Origin of the sequence: Agromyces mangrovi, from assembly GCF_030296695.1 — a bacterium.
GTDB lineage: Bacteria > Actinomycetota > Actinomycetes > Actinomycetales > Microbacteriaceae > Agromyces > Agromyces mangrovi.
In genome coordinates, this window is record NZ_AP027737.1 from 2,981,290 (window position 1) to 2,997,510 (window position 16,221).

Genomic DNA, 16,221 nt, shown 5'->3' on the forward strand with positions numbered 1-16,221 from the left:
CTTCCGCAGCGCGGACGAGTACTTCGGTCCGGCGTCCGTCTCGTTCGTCGTCACCGACGGCTCCTCCGCCGACGACCCCGACGCGCGCACCGCGACCATCGTGCTGCCGATCACGGTGCTGCCCCGCGAGAACCAGCCGCCGTCGTTCACCGGTGGGCTCATCGAGTTCGAGCCCGGCCAGGAGCGCGAGATCGACCTGCTGCGCCTGACCAGCTATCCGTACCCGGCCGACCTCGACCAGCTCGGGTACCGGCTCGTCGAACCCCTGCCGGAGGGCTTCGACGTCTCGCTCGACGACACGCAGCTGCGCGTCTCGACCGGCGCGGGAACGCTGGCGGGCACCCGGGCCGCCGTCACGATCGCGGTGCAGGATGCCGCGGGCGACGGGCGCGCCGGGCGCATCGAGCTGCGGGTCGTGCCGTCCACCCGCCCGATTGCGGTGCCGGCCGCCGACCGGGCGGTCGCGCCGCGCGGCTCCACGACCGTGATCGACGTGCTCGCCAACGACGAGGCGACCAACCCGTTCCCCGATGTGCCGCTGCGGGTCGTCCGCGTGCGCGGCGCCGACGACGCGAGCCTGCCGGCCGGCGTGCGAGTCGTGCCGAGCGCCGACCGCTCCTCGCTGCGGGTCACGGTCGACGAGGGCGCCGAGCCCGTGAACAGCACGATCCAGTATCAGGTGGCGGATGCCACGGGCGACGCCGGTCGGTACGCCTGGGGCGTCGTGACGATCTCGGTGCAGGACCGCCCCGAGCCCGTCGCGGAGGTGCGCGCGACCGGGTTCGGCGATCGCTCGATCAGCATCGGCTTCGTGCCCGGGGCGGCGAACAACTCGCCCATCACCGACTACGAGGTGCGGCTGCGCGCGCCCGGCAGCGGCGACGTGCTCGCGACCCACTCCTGCGCGGCCACCGACTGCACCGTCCCGACGCCCGGCAACGGCCGCGCCAACCAGGTGGTCGTCGAAGTGCGCGCCCGCAACGGCGTCGGCCTCTCCGACGCGGCCCGGCTGCCCGAGCCGATCTGGTCCGACGTGGTGCCGGGCGCGCCGGGCGACCTGCGGGCCGCGCCCCTCGACGGCGGGCTGCGCGTCACGTGGACGCCGGTCGTGCCCGACGGGGGCGGGACGCCCGTGACGCGGTACGTGATCGCCTTCGCCGGCCAGATCGGCGAGGTCTCCGCCGCGTCCATCTGCTCCGCGACGGCGTGCGTGCTCGACCGCGGCGGCCTCGCCAACGGCAGCGCGGTGCCCGTGGCGATCAGCCCGCGCAACGATGCGTACCCCGCGCTGTCGACCTGGCGCGAGGCATCCGTCACCGGCACGCCCTTCGGCGCACCGCGCGCCGCGGGCGCCGACGCGGTCGGCGACGCGAACGCGGGCGCCGTCACCGTCACCTGGAGCGGCTTCGACGGCAACGGCGACGCGATCCGGGGCTACTTCGTGCAGCGGCTCGCGGTGGGCAGCCGCACGCTGCCGACCGGACCGCAGGCCTGCACCGTCAGCTCGCCGGCCCCGGGCACCGTGCAGGCGCCGACCAACGGCGCCGGCGTCGAGGAGACCCGCGCGCTCGGCCCCGACGCGCGCTCGACCCGGTTCGAGGGGCTCTCGGCCGAGAACACCGAGTACGCGTTCGTGGTCTGGGGCTACAACCGGGCGGGCTGCGCGTCGAGTCCCGTGCTCGTCGTCACCCCGCGACCGTTCGACCGCGTCATCGACGAGGTGCGCGGCGAGATGCGCTGGACCGGCGACGGGCTCGCCTGGGACTACCGGGTGAGTTCGGTGACCCCCGGGCGAGCCGCTACGAGATCGTCGCGGTCGACGCCGCGGGCGTGCAGCTCGCCGGAACCGTGCAGTCGTTCGGCGGCTCCGGGTGGCCCCGCGAGATCCTCGGCCGGCCGTTCGGCGAGGCCGTGCGGTTCCAGCTGCGGGCCTGCGCCCCGTGGGGCAGCTGCGGTCCGTGGAGCGAGGTGCAGCCGGCATCCGCCGAGCCGTCGCTCGACTTCGCCCTGCCCAGCCGCCGCTGGGACGAGGGCGCACGGCGCTGGACCTGGACCAACGCGCCCGACAACGGGTCGCTCGCGGCCACGTTCCGCTGCGGCAGCGGGAACGGCAACGGCACGGCCGCCGAGGCGGAGACCAGTTGCACCGTCACCGGCGGCGGGTCCGGCAGCGCCTGGCTCGACGTCACCGTCGGCGGCGTCACGAAACGATACGAGAGCGACTGATCATGCGAGGAGCACGCAGATGACGATGACACCCGAGCAGGCCACCGAGTTCGCCGACACCTTCGACCGCCTCGTCGCGGGCGTGGAGCAGGTGCTCCTCGGCAAGAGCCACGTGATCCGGCTGGCGTTCACCGCGCTGCTCACCGAGGGCCACCTGCTGCTGGAGGACGTGCCCGGCACGGGCAAGACGTCGCTCGCACGGGCGATGGCCCAGTCGGTCGCCGGGTCGAGCAACCGCGTGCAGTTCACCCCCGACCTGCTGCCGGGCGATATCACGGGCATGAGCGTCTACGACCAGCGATCGGGCGCGTTCGAGTTCCACGGCGGCCCGGTGTTCGCCAACATCGTGCTCGCCGACGAGATCAACCGCGCGAGCCCGAAGACGCAGTCGGCGCTGCTCGAGGTCATGGAGGAGCGGCAGGTCACCGTCGACGGTGTGACCCATCCGGTCGCGGCGCCGTTCATGGTGATCGCCACGCAGAACCCGATCGAGCAGGCCGGCACCTACCGGCTGCCCGAGGCGCAGCTCGACCGCTTCCTGCTGCGCACCTCCATCGGGTATCCCGACCACGCCTCGACCATCCGCATCCTCGAGGGCGCGGACCACCGCGCGCACGAGCAGGCGGTGCGCGGCATCGTGCGGGCCGACGAGGTGATCGAGCTCGCCGCGCAGGCGCGCCAGGTGTACGTCGACGCGACCATCCACGACTACGTCTCCCGCCTGGTCGACGCGACCCGCTCGGCGGTCGAGGTGCGGCTCGGCGCGAGCGTGCGCGGCGCGCTCGGGCTCATCCGCGCGGCGAAGACCCACGCGGCGAGCCGGGGACGCCACTTCGTGGTGCCGGACGACGTCAAGGCCCTCGCCGAGCCGGTGCTCGCGCACCGACTCATCCTCGAGGCGGAGGCCGAGTTCGACGGCGTGAACGCGTCGAGCGTCGTCGCCCAGGTGCTGCTCGAGACGCCGCCGCCGAACACGAGGCAGGCCGTGTGACGACCGAACCGGCTCCGACCGCCGAGGCCCGCGGGCGCGACGGCGCGCTCGCCGAGGCCGTCGGCGCGGTCGTCGGCGCCGGCCAGTCGACCCGATCGGGGCTGGCGCGCGCGGCCGCGGCCGTGCGGCAGGTCGTGACCACCACCGGCTGGTGCGTCGCGGCGGTCGCGGTCGGCGCGCTCGTCGCGGGCTACCTGCTCGGCTGGCTCGAGGCCGTCGTGATCGGCTGGGCCCTCGTCGTCGCGATGGCCGGCGCCTTCCTGTACCTCGTCGGCCGGAGCGCGTTCGTCGTCGGGCTCGAGCTGCCCGAGCCGCGCGTGGTCGTCGGGGATCCCGCCGAGGCCGCCGTGGTCGTGACCAACGCGGGCCGGCGCCGCGCGGTCGGCGTCGGCGTCGAGGTGCAGGTGGGCGCCGGCACCATCGCGCTCTCGGTCGCGCACCTCGCCGCGGGCGTCGCCGAGCGACGTGCGGTCGAGATCCCGACCAGCCACCGCGGCGTCGTCGAGCTCGGCCCCGTGCGCACCGTGCGCGCCGACCCGATCGGGCTCGTGCGGCGCGAGGTCGTGTGGGCCGAGCAGTCGCGCCTCTACGTGCATCCGCGCACCATCCCCATCCCGGCGATCAGCACGGGATTCGTGCGCGACCTGGAGGGCTCGCCCACCCGCGACCTGACGGCGAGCGACGTGGCGTTCCACGCCCTCCGCGAGTACGTGCCGGGCGACGACCGGCGGCACATCCACTGGCGCAGCTCGGCCAAGACCGGCACCTTCATGGTGCGCCAGTTCGAGGAGACCCGGCGCAGCCACATGATGATCGTGCTCGACGCCGAGCCGGCGCACTACGCCGATCCCGACGAGTTCGAGCTCGCGGTGAGCGCGGTCGGCTCGCTCGGCGTCCGCGCGATCCGCGACGCCCGCGGCGCGTCGGTCATCGTGCCGACCTCCGCGCCGACTCCTGCGCGCGCGGGCATGCGCGGACTGCTCGACCTCGCCACGGTCTCGCGCGACCGCCTGCTGGACGCGCTCTGCGCCGTCGAGCGGGACGCGCGTGCCCCGCAGCTGGTCGATGCGATGCGCATGACCGCGGAGGCCGTGCTCGGCATCTCGCTGGCCTTCGTCGTGACCGGGTCCGCCGCGGGCGTGGGCGCGCTCCGCGCCGCCTCGGCGCAGGCGCGTCCGGGCGTCGAGGTCGTCGGCGTCGTCTGCCACCGCGGCGCCGCGCCCGCGAATCGCCGGGTCGGCGGCCTGCAGGTGCTCTCGATCGGACAGCTCGACGACCTGCGGGCGATCCTGGCACGGTCGGCGGCCGCATGAGCGACACGGCTGCGAGCAGGCGCGGGGTGCGGTGGTGGGTGTTCCCGCTGCTGGCGTTCGCCGTCGCCGCGGCGGCGGTGCCGTGGTGGCCGATCCACGAGGCCCTGCACCTGCTCGTGGTCGTCGGGGTCGGCGCCGTCGTCGGCTTCGCCGTCGCCACGGTGGGCGCCGTGCGCGGCTGGCCCGCCTGGCTCGTGCTGCTGGCCTGCGTCGCCGCATACCTCGTCGTCGGCGTCCCGCTCGCGGTGCCCGGGGCCGCCTGGTCGGGCGTGCTGCCGACCCCGGGCGGACTCGTCGAGCTCCTCGCCGGCACCGCCCTCTCCTGGCCGCGGCTCGTGACCATCGTGCTCCCGGTGGGCACCTACCAGGCGCTCCTCGTGCCGGTGCTCGCCAGCACGCTCGCCGCGTCGGCCGGTGCCGCGAGCATCGCCCTGCGCACCCGTCGGCCCGTGCTCGCGGTGCTCCCGCCGGTCGGGATGTTCCTCGCCGGCATCCTGCTCGGTCCGCGCGAGTCGGCCTGGGGGATCGTCGGCGGCGTCGCGATGGTCGCCGCGACCCTCGCCTGGCTGGTCGCCGTGCGGCGGCTGCCGCACACCCCGGATGCGCCGCGTCGCGCGGTCTCGGCGCGCCGCGTGCTCGGCGCGCTGGGGGTCGCGCTCGTCGCGGTGCTCGTCGGCGCGGGCGCCGCGGTCGCGTTCGCCCCGGTCACGGAGCGCGAGGTCGTGCGCGCCTACGTGCAGCAGCCGTTCGACCCGCGGGAGGCCGACAGCCCGCTCGCGGGCTTCCGCGCGTGGCATCGCGTCGAGCGGTCGGAGGCGCCGATGCTCGCCGTGCGGGGCCTCGCGCCCGGCGAGCGCCTGCGCGTGGCCGTGCTCGACACCTACGACGGCATCGTCTACTCGGTGGGCGGACCCGACGGCGCGGAGGCGTCCGGCTCGTTCACCCGGCTGCCGTACCGGCTCGACCAGGACGCGCAGCCCGGGCTCGAGCGCGAGATCCGGGTGCGCGTGCTCGGCTACGAGGGCATCTGGCTGCCCGGCGTGGGCCGGATCGAGTCGATCGCGTTCGGCGGCGACCGCGCCGAGGCCCTCGGCGCGTCGTTCTTCTACAACGACGCCACGGGCACCGCGGCGGTCGCGGAGGGCCTGCGCGACGACGACGAGTACGCGGTCGTCGCCGTCGCAGTGCCCGACGCCGACGATCTGGCGGACCTGCGGCCCGGCCAGGCGGTGCTGCCGGCGACGGCACCCCTGCCCGAGGGGCTCGACCGGCTGCTCGATCGCTGGGCCCCCGCGTCGGAGACGCCGGGTGCACGACTCGCCGGCGTCATCGAGGGGCTCCGCGCCGACGGCTACGTCAGCCACGGCGCGGACGACGAGCCCCCGAGCCGCTCGGGACACTCGGCCGACCGCATGACGCAGCTCGCGACCGATCGCCCGATGCTCGGCGACGCCGAGCAGTACGCGGTCGCGGCAGCGCTCCTCGCGCGCGAGATCGGCTTCCCCGCCCGCGTCGTCATGGGGTTCGACCCGGGTGACGACGCGCCCGCCGCCGACGGCGCGGTCGTCGTGACCGGCGGCGACATGTCGGCCTGGATCGAGGTGCAGGACGCCGACGGCACGTGGCTCGCGATCGACCCGAACCCCGAGCCGCGGCCCGTTCCCGAGGCCGAGCCCGACGAGCCGACCGTCGTCTCGCGGCCGCAGTCGGTGCTGCCCCCGCCCGCCGAGCGCACGCCGGTCGAGCGCACGGTGCCCGAGCCCGAGGCGGCCGACGACACGTCCGACGACGTGCTGTCGCCGTTCGTCGAGGCGCTGCTCGCCGTGCTCCGCGCGGCCGGGTGGGTGCTCCTCGCGCTCGCCCTGCTGGTGAGCCCGTTCCTCGCGGTGATCGCGGCGAAGCTGCGCCGGCGCCGGCTGCGGCGATCGGCGTCGACTCCCGAGGCGCGCATCGCGGGCGGCTGGAACGAGTTCGCCGATGCGGCGACCGACCACGGCTACGCGGTTCCGGCCGAGGCGACGCGCTCCGAGCAGGCGGCCGCGGTCGGCGGCATGCAGGCCCTGGTGCTCGCGTCGGCGGTGGAGCGGTCGCTGTTCGCGCCCGGCGGCCCGGACGACGAGCAGGCGACGGCCGTCTGGGGCGTGGTCGACGAGGCGCGCGGGCGCATCTCGGCGCGTCGCGGCCGCTGGCGGCGACTGCGGGCGGCAGTGTCGCTGTCGAGCTTCACGCGCGAGGCGCGCGGCCGACGGGAGCAGTGACGCCGCTCCTCCACAGCGTGCCGACGAGCGGTGCGGATGCGACGGATCGTCCCGACCGGCCGGACGCGCCTGGCCCGGGGTGCACTGGGGGCGTGACCGACCACGGACTGCGCCTGCCACCGCCCGTCAGCCCGCCCGCGCGAGCCCCGTTCCCCGTGCTCGCGACCGTCGCCCCCGTCGTCGGCTCGGTCGTGCTCTGGCTGGTCACGGGCTCGCCGTTCGCACTCGTGTTCGCGCTGCTCGGCCCGCTCGTCGCGATGGCGGGCGTGCTCGATCGCCGCCGGGGCGCACGACGCGCGTCGCGTCGCGCCGACGCCGAGCGACGGAGCGCGCTCGAGCGGCTCCGGGACGAGGTCGCCGCTGCGCACGACCTGGAGCGGGCCGCGGGGTGGCGGGCCGACCCGGGCCCGCGTGCGATCGTCGACGGCTCGGTGGCGCGGCTGCCGTGGACGGGCCCCGACCCGATGCGGGTCGTGGTGGGCGTCGGCGAGGTGCACAGCACGGTGCGGCTCGAGGGCGAGGCCGTCGACGACGCGGCGATCACGATCGTCCGCGAGGCGGGGCGGCTGCCGCGCGCACCCGTGGTGGTGGACGCGTCCCGGGGCGTCGGCATCGTGGGGCCCGCGGCGCTCGGGCGGGCGCTCGCCCGCGGCATCCTGGTGCAGGCGTGCCACGCCGCCGCGCCCGACGAGGTCGCGGTCCACGTGCCGGGCGGACCGTCGTGGTCCTGGGCCGGGGCACTCCCGCACTTGGGCTCGTCCGCCGACCGGTCGCTCCGCGTGCTCGAGGGCGGGGCGGATGCCCCGGGGCCCGGCGCCGCCACCGGCGCGACGCTCGTGCTCGCCGACCGCCGCGACCGGCTCGTCGCGCGGGTCGGCGCGGTCGTGGAGCTCGACGGCCCCGGGACGGCCCGCGTGTCCCACGCCGACGGGGAGGTCGCGACGTGCGCGCCCGTGCTGCTCGGCGAACCGGAGGCGCGGTCGTGGGCGCGCGAGGCGGCCGCTCGTGCCGCCGCACCGGTGGCCGCGGCACCCGGACCGGTGGCGTTCGACGCCGGCCAGGCGGGCGGGCCCGGCCTGACCGCGTGCGTCGGCGCCTCCGGGGCCGGCCCTGCGCTGCTCGACCTGGCCGCGGGTCCGCACGCGCTGGTCGCGGGCACGACCGGCAGCGGCAAGAGCGGGTTCCTGGTCGCGTGGGCGGCCGCCATGGCCGCGTCGCGCACGCCCGAGGAGCTCGCCCTCGTGCTCGTCGACTTCAAGGGCGCCGCGGCGTTCGCCCCGCTCGAGCGGCTGCCGCACGTGGCGGGCGTGTTCACCGACCTCGACGAACCGGCCGCGCGCCGACTGGTCCGCAGCCTGCCCGCGGAGGTGCGCCGGCGCGAGGCGCTGCTGCGCGACGCCGGGGTCCCGACCGTCGACGCCCTCCCGCCGGGGGCACTCCCGCGACTCGTGGTGGTCGTCGACGAGTACCAGGAGTTCGCGCGCCGCATCCCCGGGGTCGCCGCCGTCTTCGCCGACCTGTCGTCGCGCGGCCGGTCGCTCGGCATGCACCTCGTGCTCGGCACCCAGCGCCCGAGCGCCGCGATCGGCGAGGCGATTCGCGCGAACGCGGGCGTGCGCGCGTGCCTGCGGGTGCTGCAGTCGTCGGAGAGCATCGCGATGCTCGGCACGCCCGACGCGGCCCGCATCCCCGTGGGCGCACCCGGCAGCGGGCTCGTCGACGGCGGCGACGGCACGGTCGCGCCGTTCCGCTGCGCCCTGGTCGGCGAGGCCGACCTCGAGGCGATCGCGCGCAGGCACGAGGATGCCCCGGTGCCGCCGCCGCCCTGGGCGCCCCCGCTGCCGGTCGAGGTGACGCCGGCGCTCGTCACGGCGGTGCCCGGCGGACCCGCCGGGCCCGACCGCATCCCGCTCGGCCTCGCCGACGACGTCGATGGCCAGCGTCACGTCGCCGCCTGCTGGGACCCGTCGGCCGGCGCGCTGCTGGTCGCCGGCGGCGTCGGCAGCGGTCGCTCGTCGTTGCTGGCCGCCGTCGCCGCCGGCCTGCGCATCGGCCGCACGGTGGTCGAGCTGTCGCCCGCCGCTCCGCGCAGCCTCGTCTGGGACGTGCTGCGAGGGCCGGGGAGCGGGGGCCGCTGGGCGTCGTGATCGACGACCTCGACGACCTGTTCGACGGCTGGGGCGAGGAGTACCGGGCGGAGGCGCAACTGGCGGTCGAGCGCCTGCTGCGCACGCGCGGGGTCGCGGTGGCGGCGAGCACGCGCCGGCCCGCGACGCTCGGCGCGTCGAGGGTCGGCGCGATGTTCCGCGAGACCGTGCTGCTGCGGCAGCCGAGCGCCCAGGACGTGCGCGCGGCGGGCGGCGACCCCGAGCTCTGGGCGCACGACGACCCGCCGGGGTCGGGCCAGTGGCACGGGCTGCGGTTCCGCGCCCTGCGGGCCGAGCCTCGGCCGCAGGGACGGCACGTCCGATCCCGCGGCACCGGCGACCCGGCATCGGGCGTCCCGCCCGTGCCGCTCCCGCGCGCCGGCGTGGCGCTCGGGTGCAGCGCGTCGCCGCGCGCGTTCGCCGAGCGGTGGCGCTGCGCCACCGGTGGCGAGGCGCTGCTGCTCGACCCCGCGGATCCCGGCGCGCGGCAGGCCGTCGCCGCGCGCACCGCTGCCGCGGGCCCGCGCTCCGACCCTGCCGGGCCCCTCCTCGTCGTCGGCGACGCGGCGGCGTGGGCCTCGAGCTGGAGCGTCGTGGCCGCGCAGCGCGAGTCGGCGACGCTGCTGGCCGACGGCGTCCCGGCGAACCTGCGCGCCCTCACCGGCGACCGCGAGCTGCCACCGCTGCTCGACGCCGGCTCCGACACGTTCTGGAGCCGCGAGCCCGGGCGCGAGACCCGCCGGTGCGGCTGGCCGGGCTGAGCCGCGGCCCGTCAGACGGTCGCGCGGATGCCGCCGACGCGGACGCCGCCGCCGAGCACGCGCAGGTCGAGCTCCTCGACCACGTCGTCGACGGCGTCGGCGGCGAGTGCGCCCGCTCCCGCGAGCAGTCGCAGCGCGACGACGGGCGCCGCCCGGCCGCTGCCGTCGAGGACCTTGAGCGCGACGGTCGTGCCGTCGGGCGCGGTCATGACCATGACGCCCTCCGCGCCGTGCTTGGCGAACACGCCGAGCCGGTCGATCGCGATGGTGTCGGGCCGACCGGGCCCCGCGACGACCCATCCGTTCGCGCGCACGGCCTCGGTCAATGCGCTCGCCTCGCGGTACAGCGCGAACGGCGACGAGGCCTGCGCGGTCGTGATGCGCTGCACGCCCCGCCCGAGCGCCTCGAGCGAGAGCGCGTGCACGGGTGCGCCGCAGCCGTCGATCGCCGTCGCCGCCGGCCGCTCGCCGGTGAGCCGCTCGACCACGTCGAGGATGCGGCGCTGCACGGGGTGCTCAGGGTCGAGGTAGCCCTCGAGCGGCCAGTCGTTCGCCGCGCACGCGAGCAGCATGGCGGCGTGCTTGCCCGAGCAGTTCATGGTGATGCGCTCCGCACCGCCGCCGGCACGTGCGAGGCGCTCGCGCGCATCCCGGTCGGACGGCTTCTCGGGCGGGCAGGCGAGCATCGACGCGGGGATGCCCGCGCGGCCGAGCAGCCCGCGCACCAGTGCGACGTGCCCCGCCGTGCCGCTGTGGCTGGCGGTGGCGATCGCCGCGTCCTCGCCGCGCAGGCTCACCCCGGTCGACATGACCGCGACCGCCTGGAACGGCTTGAGGCTCGAGCGGGGCAGGATCGGCGTCGTGACGTCGCCGAGCGTGCGGACGACCTCGCCGTCGGGCGAGAGCACGAGCGCCGAACCCGCGTGGCGGGACTCGACGAATCCGTTGCGCTCGACCACGGCCAGTTCGACCGCGTCGGCGACGCCGAAGGTACCGGTCACGGCTCAGTCCAGCGACGCGAAGGCGTCGTCGAGCACCGACAGCGCGTCGGCGATGAGCTCGTCGGTGACGGCCAGGCTCGGCAGGAACCGCAGCACGTTGCCGAACGTGCCCGCCGAGAGGAACAGCACGCCCCGCTGCGCGGCGAATGCGACGAGCGCCTGCACGGCCTCGGGGTTCGGCTCCTTCGTGTTCTCCGCGGTGCCCGGGCGCACGAGCTCGATGGCCTGCATCGCACCGCGGCCGCGCACGTCGCCGATGATGTCGTAGCGCTCGCGCAGCCGCTCGAGTCCGGCCGTCAGCGCGGCCTCGATGCGCTGCCCGGCCGCGAGCAGCTCGCCGCGGTCGATCGCCTCGAACACGGCGACGGCCGCCGCGCACGCGACGGGGTTGCCGCCGAAGGTGCCGCCGAGCCCGCCGGGCTGCGACGCGTCCATGATCTCGGCGCGGCCCGTGACGGCCGCGAGCGGCAGCCCGCCCGCGATGCCCTTGGCCGAGAGCACGAGGTCGGGCACCAAGCCGAAGTGCTCGCTCGCGAACACGCGACCCGTGCGCGCCATGCCGCTCTGGATCTCGTCGGCGATCATGACCACGTCGTTGGCCGTGCACCACTCCTGCAGCGCCGGCAGGTAGCCGTCGGCCGGCACCATGAAGCCGCCCTCGCCCTGGATGGGCTCGACCACGAGGCACGCGAGGTCGTCGGCCCCGACGGCCTTCTCGAGGTAGGAGATCGTGCGCGCCGCGGCATCCGCCCCGCTCAGCCCGTCGCGGTAGGGGTAGGAGCCGGGTGCGTGGTACACGTCGCCGGCGAGCGGGCCGTACCCGGTCGCGTACGGGTGCGCCTTGTAGTTCATTGCCATCGTGAGGTTGGTGCGGCCGTGGTAGGCGTGGTCGAGCACCGCGACGGCCCGCTTGCGCGTGAATCGCCGGGCGATCTTCACGCCGTTCTCGACCGCCTCGGCGCCCGAGTTCACGAGCACCGAGCGCTTGGCGAAGTCGCCGGGAGTGAGCTTCGCGAGCCACTCGGCGACCCGCACGTACTCCTCGTACGGCGTGATGGTGAAGAGGGTGTGGATGACGTCCTGCAGTTGGTCGGCCGCGGCGGCCACGACGGATGCCTCGGTGTGCCCGATCGTCGTCACGCCGATGCCCGCGCCGAAGTCGAGGAATCGGTTGCCGTCGACGTCCTCGAGCACCGCGCCGTTCGCGCGTGCGATGTAGACGGGCAGCACCGAGGAGACGCCGGCCGAGACGACCTCGACGCGTCGGGCGTGCAGCTCCTGCGACTTCGGGCCGGGGATCGCGGTGACGATCCGCCGCTCCTGCGGGATGGTGAAGACGGGTGCCGCGGCCCCGGAGGCGGGCGCGTTGATCGTGTGGGTCATGGTGCGCCCAGCCTACCGCCGGGTGCGTCGCGCACCGGCCACCGGCGCGGGCGCGCACGCGCGTGCGAGGATGGCCCGATGAGGGACGTGCACTCCTACGAGGTGGAGCTCGACTGGCTGGGGAACCGGGGCGAGGGCACCGCGAACTACCGCGCCTACGGGCGTGCGCACCGGCTGGAGGCGGCCGGCAAGCTGCATCCGATCGAGGGCTCGTCCGACCGCGTCTTCCACGGCGACCGCGAGCGCTGGAACCCCGAGGAGCTGCTCGTCGGGGCGCTCAGCCAGTGCCACATGCTCTCGTACCTGCACGTCGCCACCAACCACGGCGTGGTCGTCGTCGGCTACACCGACCGGGCGACGGGCACGATGCGCGAGGACGGCCGCGGCGGAGGGGCGTTCACCGAGGTGACGCTGCACCCGCGCGTGGTCGTGCGCGACGCAGGAATGGCCGACCTGGCCGCCACGCTGCACGCCGAGGCGGCGGAGAAGTGCTTCATCGCGGCATCCGTCGCCTTCCCCGTGCACCACGAGCCGGAGGTCGTCGTCGCGGACTGATCGCGGCCGGCAGGAGCTCAGCCGCGCCCGGCGGTGCCCAGCGGCCAGGCCGGCTCGACCGGGCAGGCCTGCCCGTCGGCGAGGTTCGCGCACGGCGGGAAGAACGCGTCGAAGCGCTCCGCGAGCGGGTCGCCGAACCATCGGTGCCAGATGCGCCAGAAGTTGAAGTTGCCCCAGGCGGAGCATCCGTCGCCCGACCCGGGATCGTCGAGCGTCGCCTCGTTCGGCTGGTACGGCGTGTAGTTGTAGAGCCCGGCCGTCGCCTGGTTGCGAATGACGACGGATGCCGCGCCGCAGCCGGGATCCGGGTGGAACTGCACGTCGTTCGCACCCACCTCGTACCGGCGCTCGGTGTACTGCGTGTACTGCCGGAACTGCCACGCGGCCGCGTAGACCTGGTTGAAGAACCCGAAGTAGCGCGTGTCGCAGTCGGCGCCGTCGGGGCACGCGTAGCCGGTGGCGCGGTCGTAGCCGTACGCCGACGGGTGCGTCACGAGCGACTGCTCCTTCTGCAGCAGCACGAGCAGCGCGCGCGGGCTGACCCCGCACGCCTGCGCGACCTTCGCGATGATCGTCGACGCCAGCTCGCGGCGGGTGCCCTCGTAGGCGTCGCAGTGGCCGTCCTCCTCGGCCGCCTTGTCGGGCGTGTCCTCGCGGTAGTCGGCGAGGCACGGCACGCCGTCGCTCGGCGTGCAGCGGCGCGACTCGAAGAAGTGCTGCACCTGCGTCGCGGTCATCGCGTCGGCGTTGTAGAAGCTGTCGTCGCTGACGATGAGGCCCGGGTCGAAGTCGTCCGGGTCGGGGTCGGGCAGCAGGCTCGCGTAGCGCGGCACCGGCGGCGGTTCGGGCTCCTCCGCGGTGCATCCGGCGGTCGCGAGCAGCACCACCACGGCGGCGGCTGCGACGACGAGCGATCTGAGCGGCATCGTGCGAACCCTACGCGCGGGCACCGTGAGCCGGCCGTGAATCAGCCGTCGACCAGGGGGCGGTCGTTGTAGCGGCCCGCGAGCTCCTGCCCGGAGAGCGCGTGGATGCCCGCCATGACCTGCTCGGTGAGCTCGCGGCGGGCCCGGCCCGAGGTCGCCGGCGCGTCGGGGTCGGGCGCGATGGGCGCTCCGAAGTGCACGGCGACCGGGCGCACGCGGGGCCACCGTGTGCCCACGGGCTGGATCGCCTCGGTGCCGATGAGCCCGACCGGCACGACCGGTGCGCCCGTGGCGAGCGAGAGCCAGGCGACGCCCGTGCGGCCGCGGTAGAGCAGCCCGTCGGTCGAGCGGGTGCCCTCGGGGTAGATCGCGAACGCGCTGCCCGACTCGAGCACGTCTCGCCCGCGGTCGAGCGCCGCCTGCGCCTGGCTGCCCGCGCCGCGCTCGACCGCGACCGCGCCGATCGCCTCGAAGAACGTGCGCGAGACCCAGCCCGAGAACCCCGTGCCGGTGAAGTAGTCCGACTTCGTGAGGAACTGCACCGGTCGGGGCGCGACCAGGGGGATGACGATGCTGTCGATCAGCGAGAGGTGGTTGCTCGCGATGATGACCGCGCCGGTGCGGGGCACGTGCTCGCGGCCCGTGATCGTCGGGCGGTAGAGCAGCAGCGCCAGCGGTCGCAGGATGCCGCGCACCACGTAGTAGACGAGTCCGGGTCGGGTGGCGCGGCGCGCGCTCGGGGCGGTCACGCGACGACCCTACCCGCGGGCGCATGCGCTGCCCGCCATGCCGTGGAGAGCGGGCGCGCGGGCGTGGGCGCCGCGACACGGCATCATGGAGCGATGGATGCGACGCAGGACGGTGATCGGTTCGAGCTCGGCGAGCGCGGGCCGAGCGTGTTCGTGCATCGCACCGCGCGGCGGGCGCCGTCGGCCACGGCGGTGCTGCGCGCGCTGCTCGCCGACCGCGCCGAGGTGCCGTCCGACGACATCGAGCTCGACTGGTCGTGCGCGGCGTGCGGCGCGCGCCATGCGGCGCCCGTCGTCGGCTATCCGACCACCGCGTCCGGCGGGCGCTGGTACGCCGACGCCGCGGCCGCGCCCGGACTGGGGGTGGCGGTCGTCGACCGACGCCGCACGGTCGGCCTCGCGATCGAGCCGGTCGACCTCGTCGACGCGCCGGCGATCGACCTCGCCGCGTTCCATCCGAGCGAGCGCACCGCCCTCGACGCGATGGACGACGAGGAGCGGCGGGTCGCGCGCGCCGCGCTCTGGGCGCGCAAGGCAGCACTGCTGCGCGCGGTCGGGCACACGCGGTTCCTCGAGCCCGCGCGCATCGCGCTCTCGCTGCCCGACGACGCGCCGGGGCGCATGGAGCGCTCGGTGCCCGAGTTCGACGCGCTCGGCGCCGCGCCCGAGTTCCACGGCGTGCCGGTCGGCGGCGGCTGGGTGGCCGCCGTCGCCGTGCTCGGCTGACGCGCGCCGGCCCGCGGGCGCGCCGGCCCGCCGACCCGACCGACCCGTAGGGTGGGGTCGTGCGCAGCGTCCTCATCCTCGGTTCCACCGGCTCCATCGGCACGCAGGCGCTCGACGTCATCGCGGGCGCGCCGGATCGCTTCCGGGTGGTCGGCCTGGGCGTCGGCAGCGACGTCGACGGGCTCGCCGCCCAGGCCGAGCGGTTCGGCGTCGAGCACACCGCGGTCGGCGTCGACGAGGCGGTCGCGCTCGTGCGCGACGTCGAGGCCGACGTGGTGCTGAACGGCATCACGGGCTCGGTCGGGCTGGCGCCGACCCTCGCCGCGCTCGAGGAGGGCCGCACGCTCGCGCTCGCGAACAAGGAGTCGCTCATCGTCGGCGGCGAGCTCGTCACCGGCATCGCCGCCCCCGGCCAGATCGTGCCGGTCGACTCCGAGCACAGCGCCATCGCGCAGGCGCTGCACGCCGGCACGCACGACGAGATCCGCCGGCTCGTGCTCACCGCCTCGGGCGGGCCGTTCCGCGGGCGCACCCGCGCCGAGCTCGCCGACGTGACGCCGGCCGACGCGCTCGCGCACCCCACCTGGGACATGGGTCTCGTGGTCACCACGAACTCCGCCACGCTCGTGAACAAGGGCCTCGAGGTCATCGAGGCGCACCTGCTGTTCGACGTGGACTACGACCGCATCGACGTGGTCGTGCACCCGCAGTCGATCGTGCACTCGATGGTCGAGTTCGTCGACGGCTCCACCATCGCGCAGGCCTCGCCGCCCGACATGCGACTGCCGATCTCGCTCGGGCTGGACTGGCCGCACCGCGTCGCTGGGGTGGGGCGCCCGCTCGACTTCACGACCGCGCAGTCGTGGGCGTTCGAGCCGCTCGACGAGACCGCATTCCCGGCGGTGGCGCTCGCGAAGTCGGTCGGCCGCGCGGGTGGCGCGTACCCCGCGGTGTTCAACGCCGCGAACGAGCAGGCGGTCGCCGCGTTCCACGCGGGGCGCATCGGCTTCACCGGCATCGTCGACACCGTGCAGGCCGTCGTCGACGCGTTCGAACCGGGGCCCGGCGCGCTGACCGTCGAGTCGCTCGCCGCAGCGGAGGCGGAGGCCCGGCGCGCCGCCGACGCGCGCATCGCCGCCGCCTGACGAGGCCCCGACCAGGGGCCGACGACCAGCCGGTTCACAG

The 16,221-nt window shown here is 75.8% G+C and carries 12 protein-coding genes; 8 read left to right on the forward strand and 4 right to left on the reverse strand.

Annotated features, from left to right (window positions below):
• Nucleotides 1-2,245: 2,245 nt before the first annotated feature.
• From QUE38_RS14185 to QUE38_RS14205, 5 genes are all read left to right on the forward strand, one after another.
• A complete protein-coding gene (locus QUE38_RS14185; RefSeq protein WP_286311837.1) occupies nt 2,246-3,217 on the forward strand; it encodes an AAA family ATPase in 972 nt (323 codons plus the stop codon).
• Nucleotides 3,214-4,530 carry a DUF58 domain-containing protein gene (locus QUE38_RS14190; protein WP_286308908.1) on the forward strand — a complete coding sequence of 439 codons (1,317 nt, stop codon included), beginning with the start codon at nt 3,214-3,216 and terminating at the stop codon, nt 4,528-4,530. The genes QUE38_RS14185 and QUE38_RS14190 overlap by 4 nt, the downstream gene beginning before the upstream one ends.
• Entirely contained in the window at nt 4,527-6,788 is a 2,262-nt protein-coding gene (locus tag QUE38_RS14195) for a transglutaminase domain-containing protein (RefSeq protein ID WP_286308910.1), read from the forward strand. Before QUE38_RS14190 ends, QUE38_RS14195 begins: the two co-directional genes overlap by 4 nt.
• Before the next feature lie 92 nt (nt 6,789-6,880).
• Nucleotides 6,881-8,935 (forward strand): FtsK/SpoIIIE domain-containing protein, encoded by a 2,055-nt coding sequence (locus tag QUE38_RS14200; protein WP_286308911.1) that lies wholly within the window; start codon nt 6,881-6,883, stop codon nt 8,933-8,935.
• Nucleotides 8,932-9,696, forward strand: coding sequence for a hypothetical protein (locus QUE38_RS14205; protein ID WP_286308912.1), 765 nt, complete (start codon nt 8,932-8,934; stop codon nt 9,694-9,696). Before QUE38_RS14200 ends, QUE38_RS14205 begins: the two co-directional genes overlap by 4 nt.
• Nucleotides 9,697-9,707: 11 nt before the next feature.
• On the opposite strand, the gene QUE38_RS14210 is transcribed toward QUE38_RS14205, so the two are convergent.
• Complete coding sequence (locus QUE38_RS14210; RefSeq protein ID WP_286308913.1) at nt 9,708-10,697, reverse strand: asparaginase; 990 nt, start codon at nt 10,695-10,697, stop codon at nt 9,708-9,710.
• A gap of 3 nt (nt 10,698-10,700) precedes the next feature.
• Entirely contained in the window at nt 10,701-12,080 is a 1,380-nt protein-coding gene (gene gabT, locus QUE38_RS14215) for a 4-aminobutyrate--2-oxoglutarate transaminase (protein WP_286308914.1), read from the reverse strand.
• Between the two features lie 78 nt (nt 12,081-12,158).
• Here gabT and QUE38_RS14220 point away from each other — a divergent pair, with 78 nt between their 5' ends.
• Complete coding sequence (locus tag QUE38_RS14220; protein WP_286308915.1) at nt 12,159-12,635, forward strand: OsmC family protein; 477 nt, start codon at nt 12,159-12,161, stop codon at nt 12,633-12,635.
• Between the two features lie 17 nt (nt 12,636-12,652).
• Here QUE38_RS14220 and QUE38_RS14225 read toward each other — a convergent pair whose 3' ends face one another.
• Nucleotides 12,653-13,561: a hypothetical protein gene (locus QUE38_RS14225; protein WP_286308916.1), complete on the reverse strand. Its 909-nt coding sequence runs from the start codon at nt 13,559-13,561 to the stop codon at nt 12,653-12,655.
• A gap of 41 nt (nt 13,562-13,602) precedes the next feature.
• Entirely contained in the window at nt 13,603-14,310 is a 708-nt protein-coding gene (locus QUE38_RS14230; protein WP_286308917.1) for a lysophospholipid acyltransferase family protein, read from the reverse strand.
• Between the two features lie 93 nt (nt 14,311-14,403).
• On the opposite strand from QUE38_RS14230, the gene QUE38_RS14235 reads away from it, so the two are divergent.
• Together QUE38_RS14235 and dxr are read left to right on the forward strand one after the other, a co-directional pair.
• Nucleotides 14,404-15,036: a 4'-phosphopantetheinyl transferase superfamily protein gene (locus QUE38_RS14235; RefSeq protein ID WP_286308918.1), complete on the forward strand. Its 633-nt coding sequence runs from the start codon at nt 14,404-14,406 to the stop codon at nt 15,034-15,036.
• A 59-nt stretch (nt 15,037-15,095) separates the two neighbouring features.
• Nucleotides 15,096-16,181 (forward strand): 1-deoxy-D-xylulose-5-phosphate reductoisomerase, encoded by a 1,086-nt coding sequence (gene dxr / locus QUE38_RS14240; protein WP_286308919.1) that lies wholly within the window; start codon nt 15,096-15,098, stop codon nt 16,179-16,181.
• Nucleotides 16,182-16,221 lie beyond the last annotated feature (40 nt).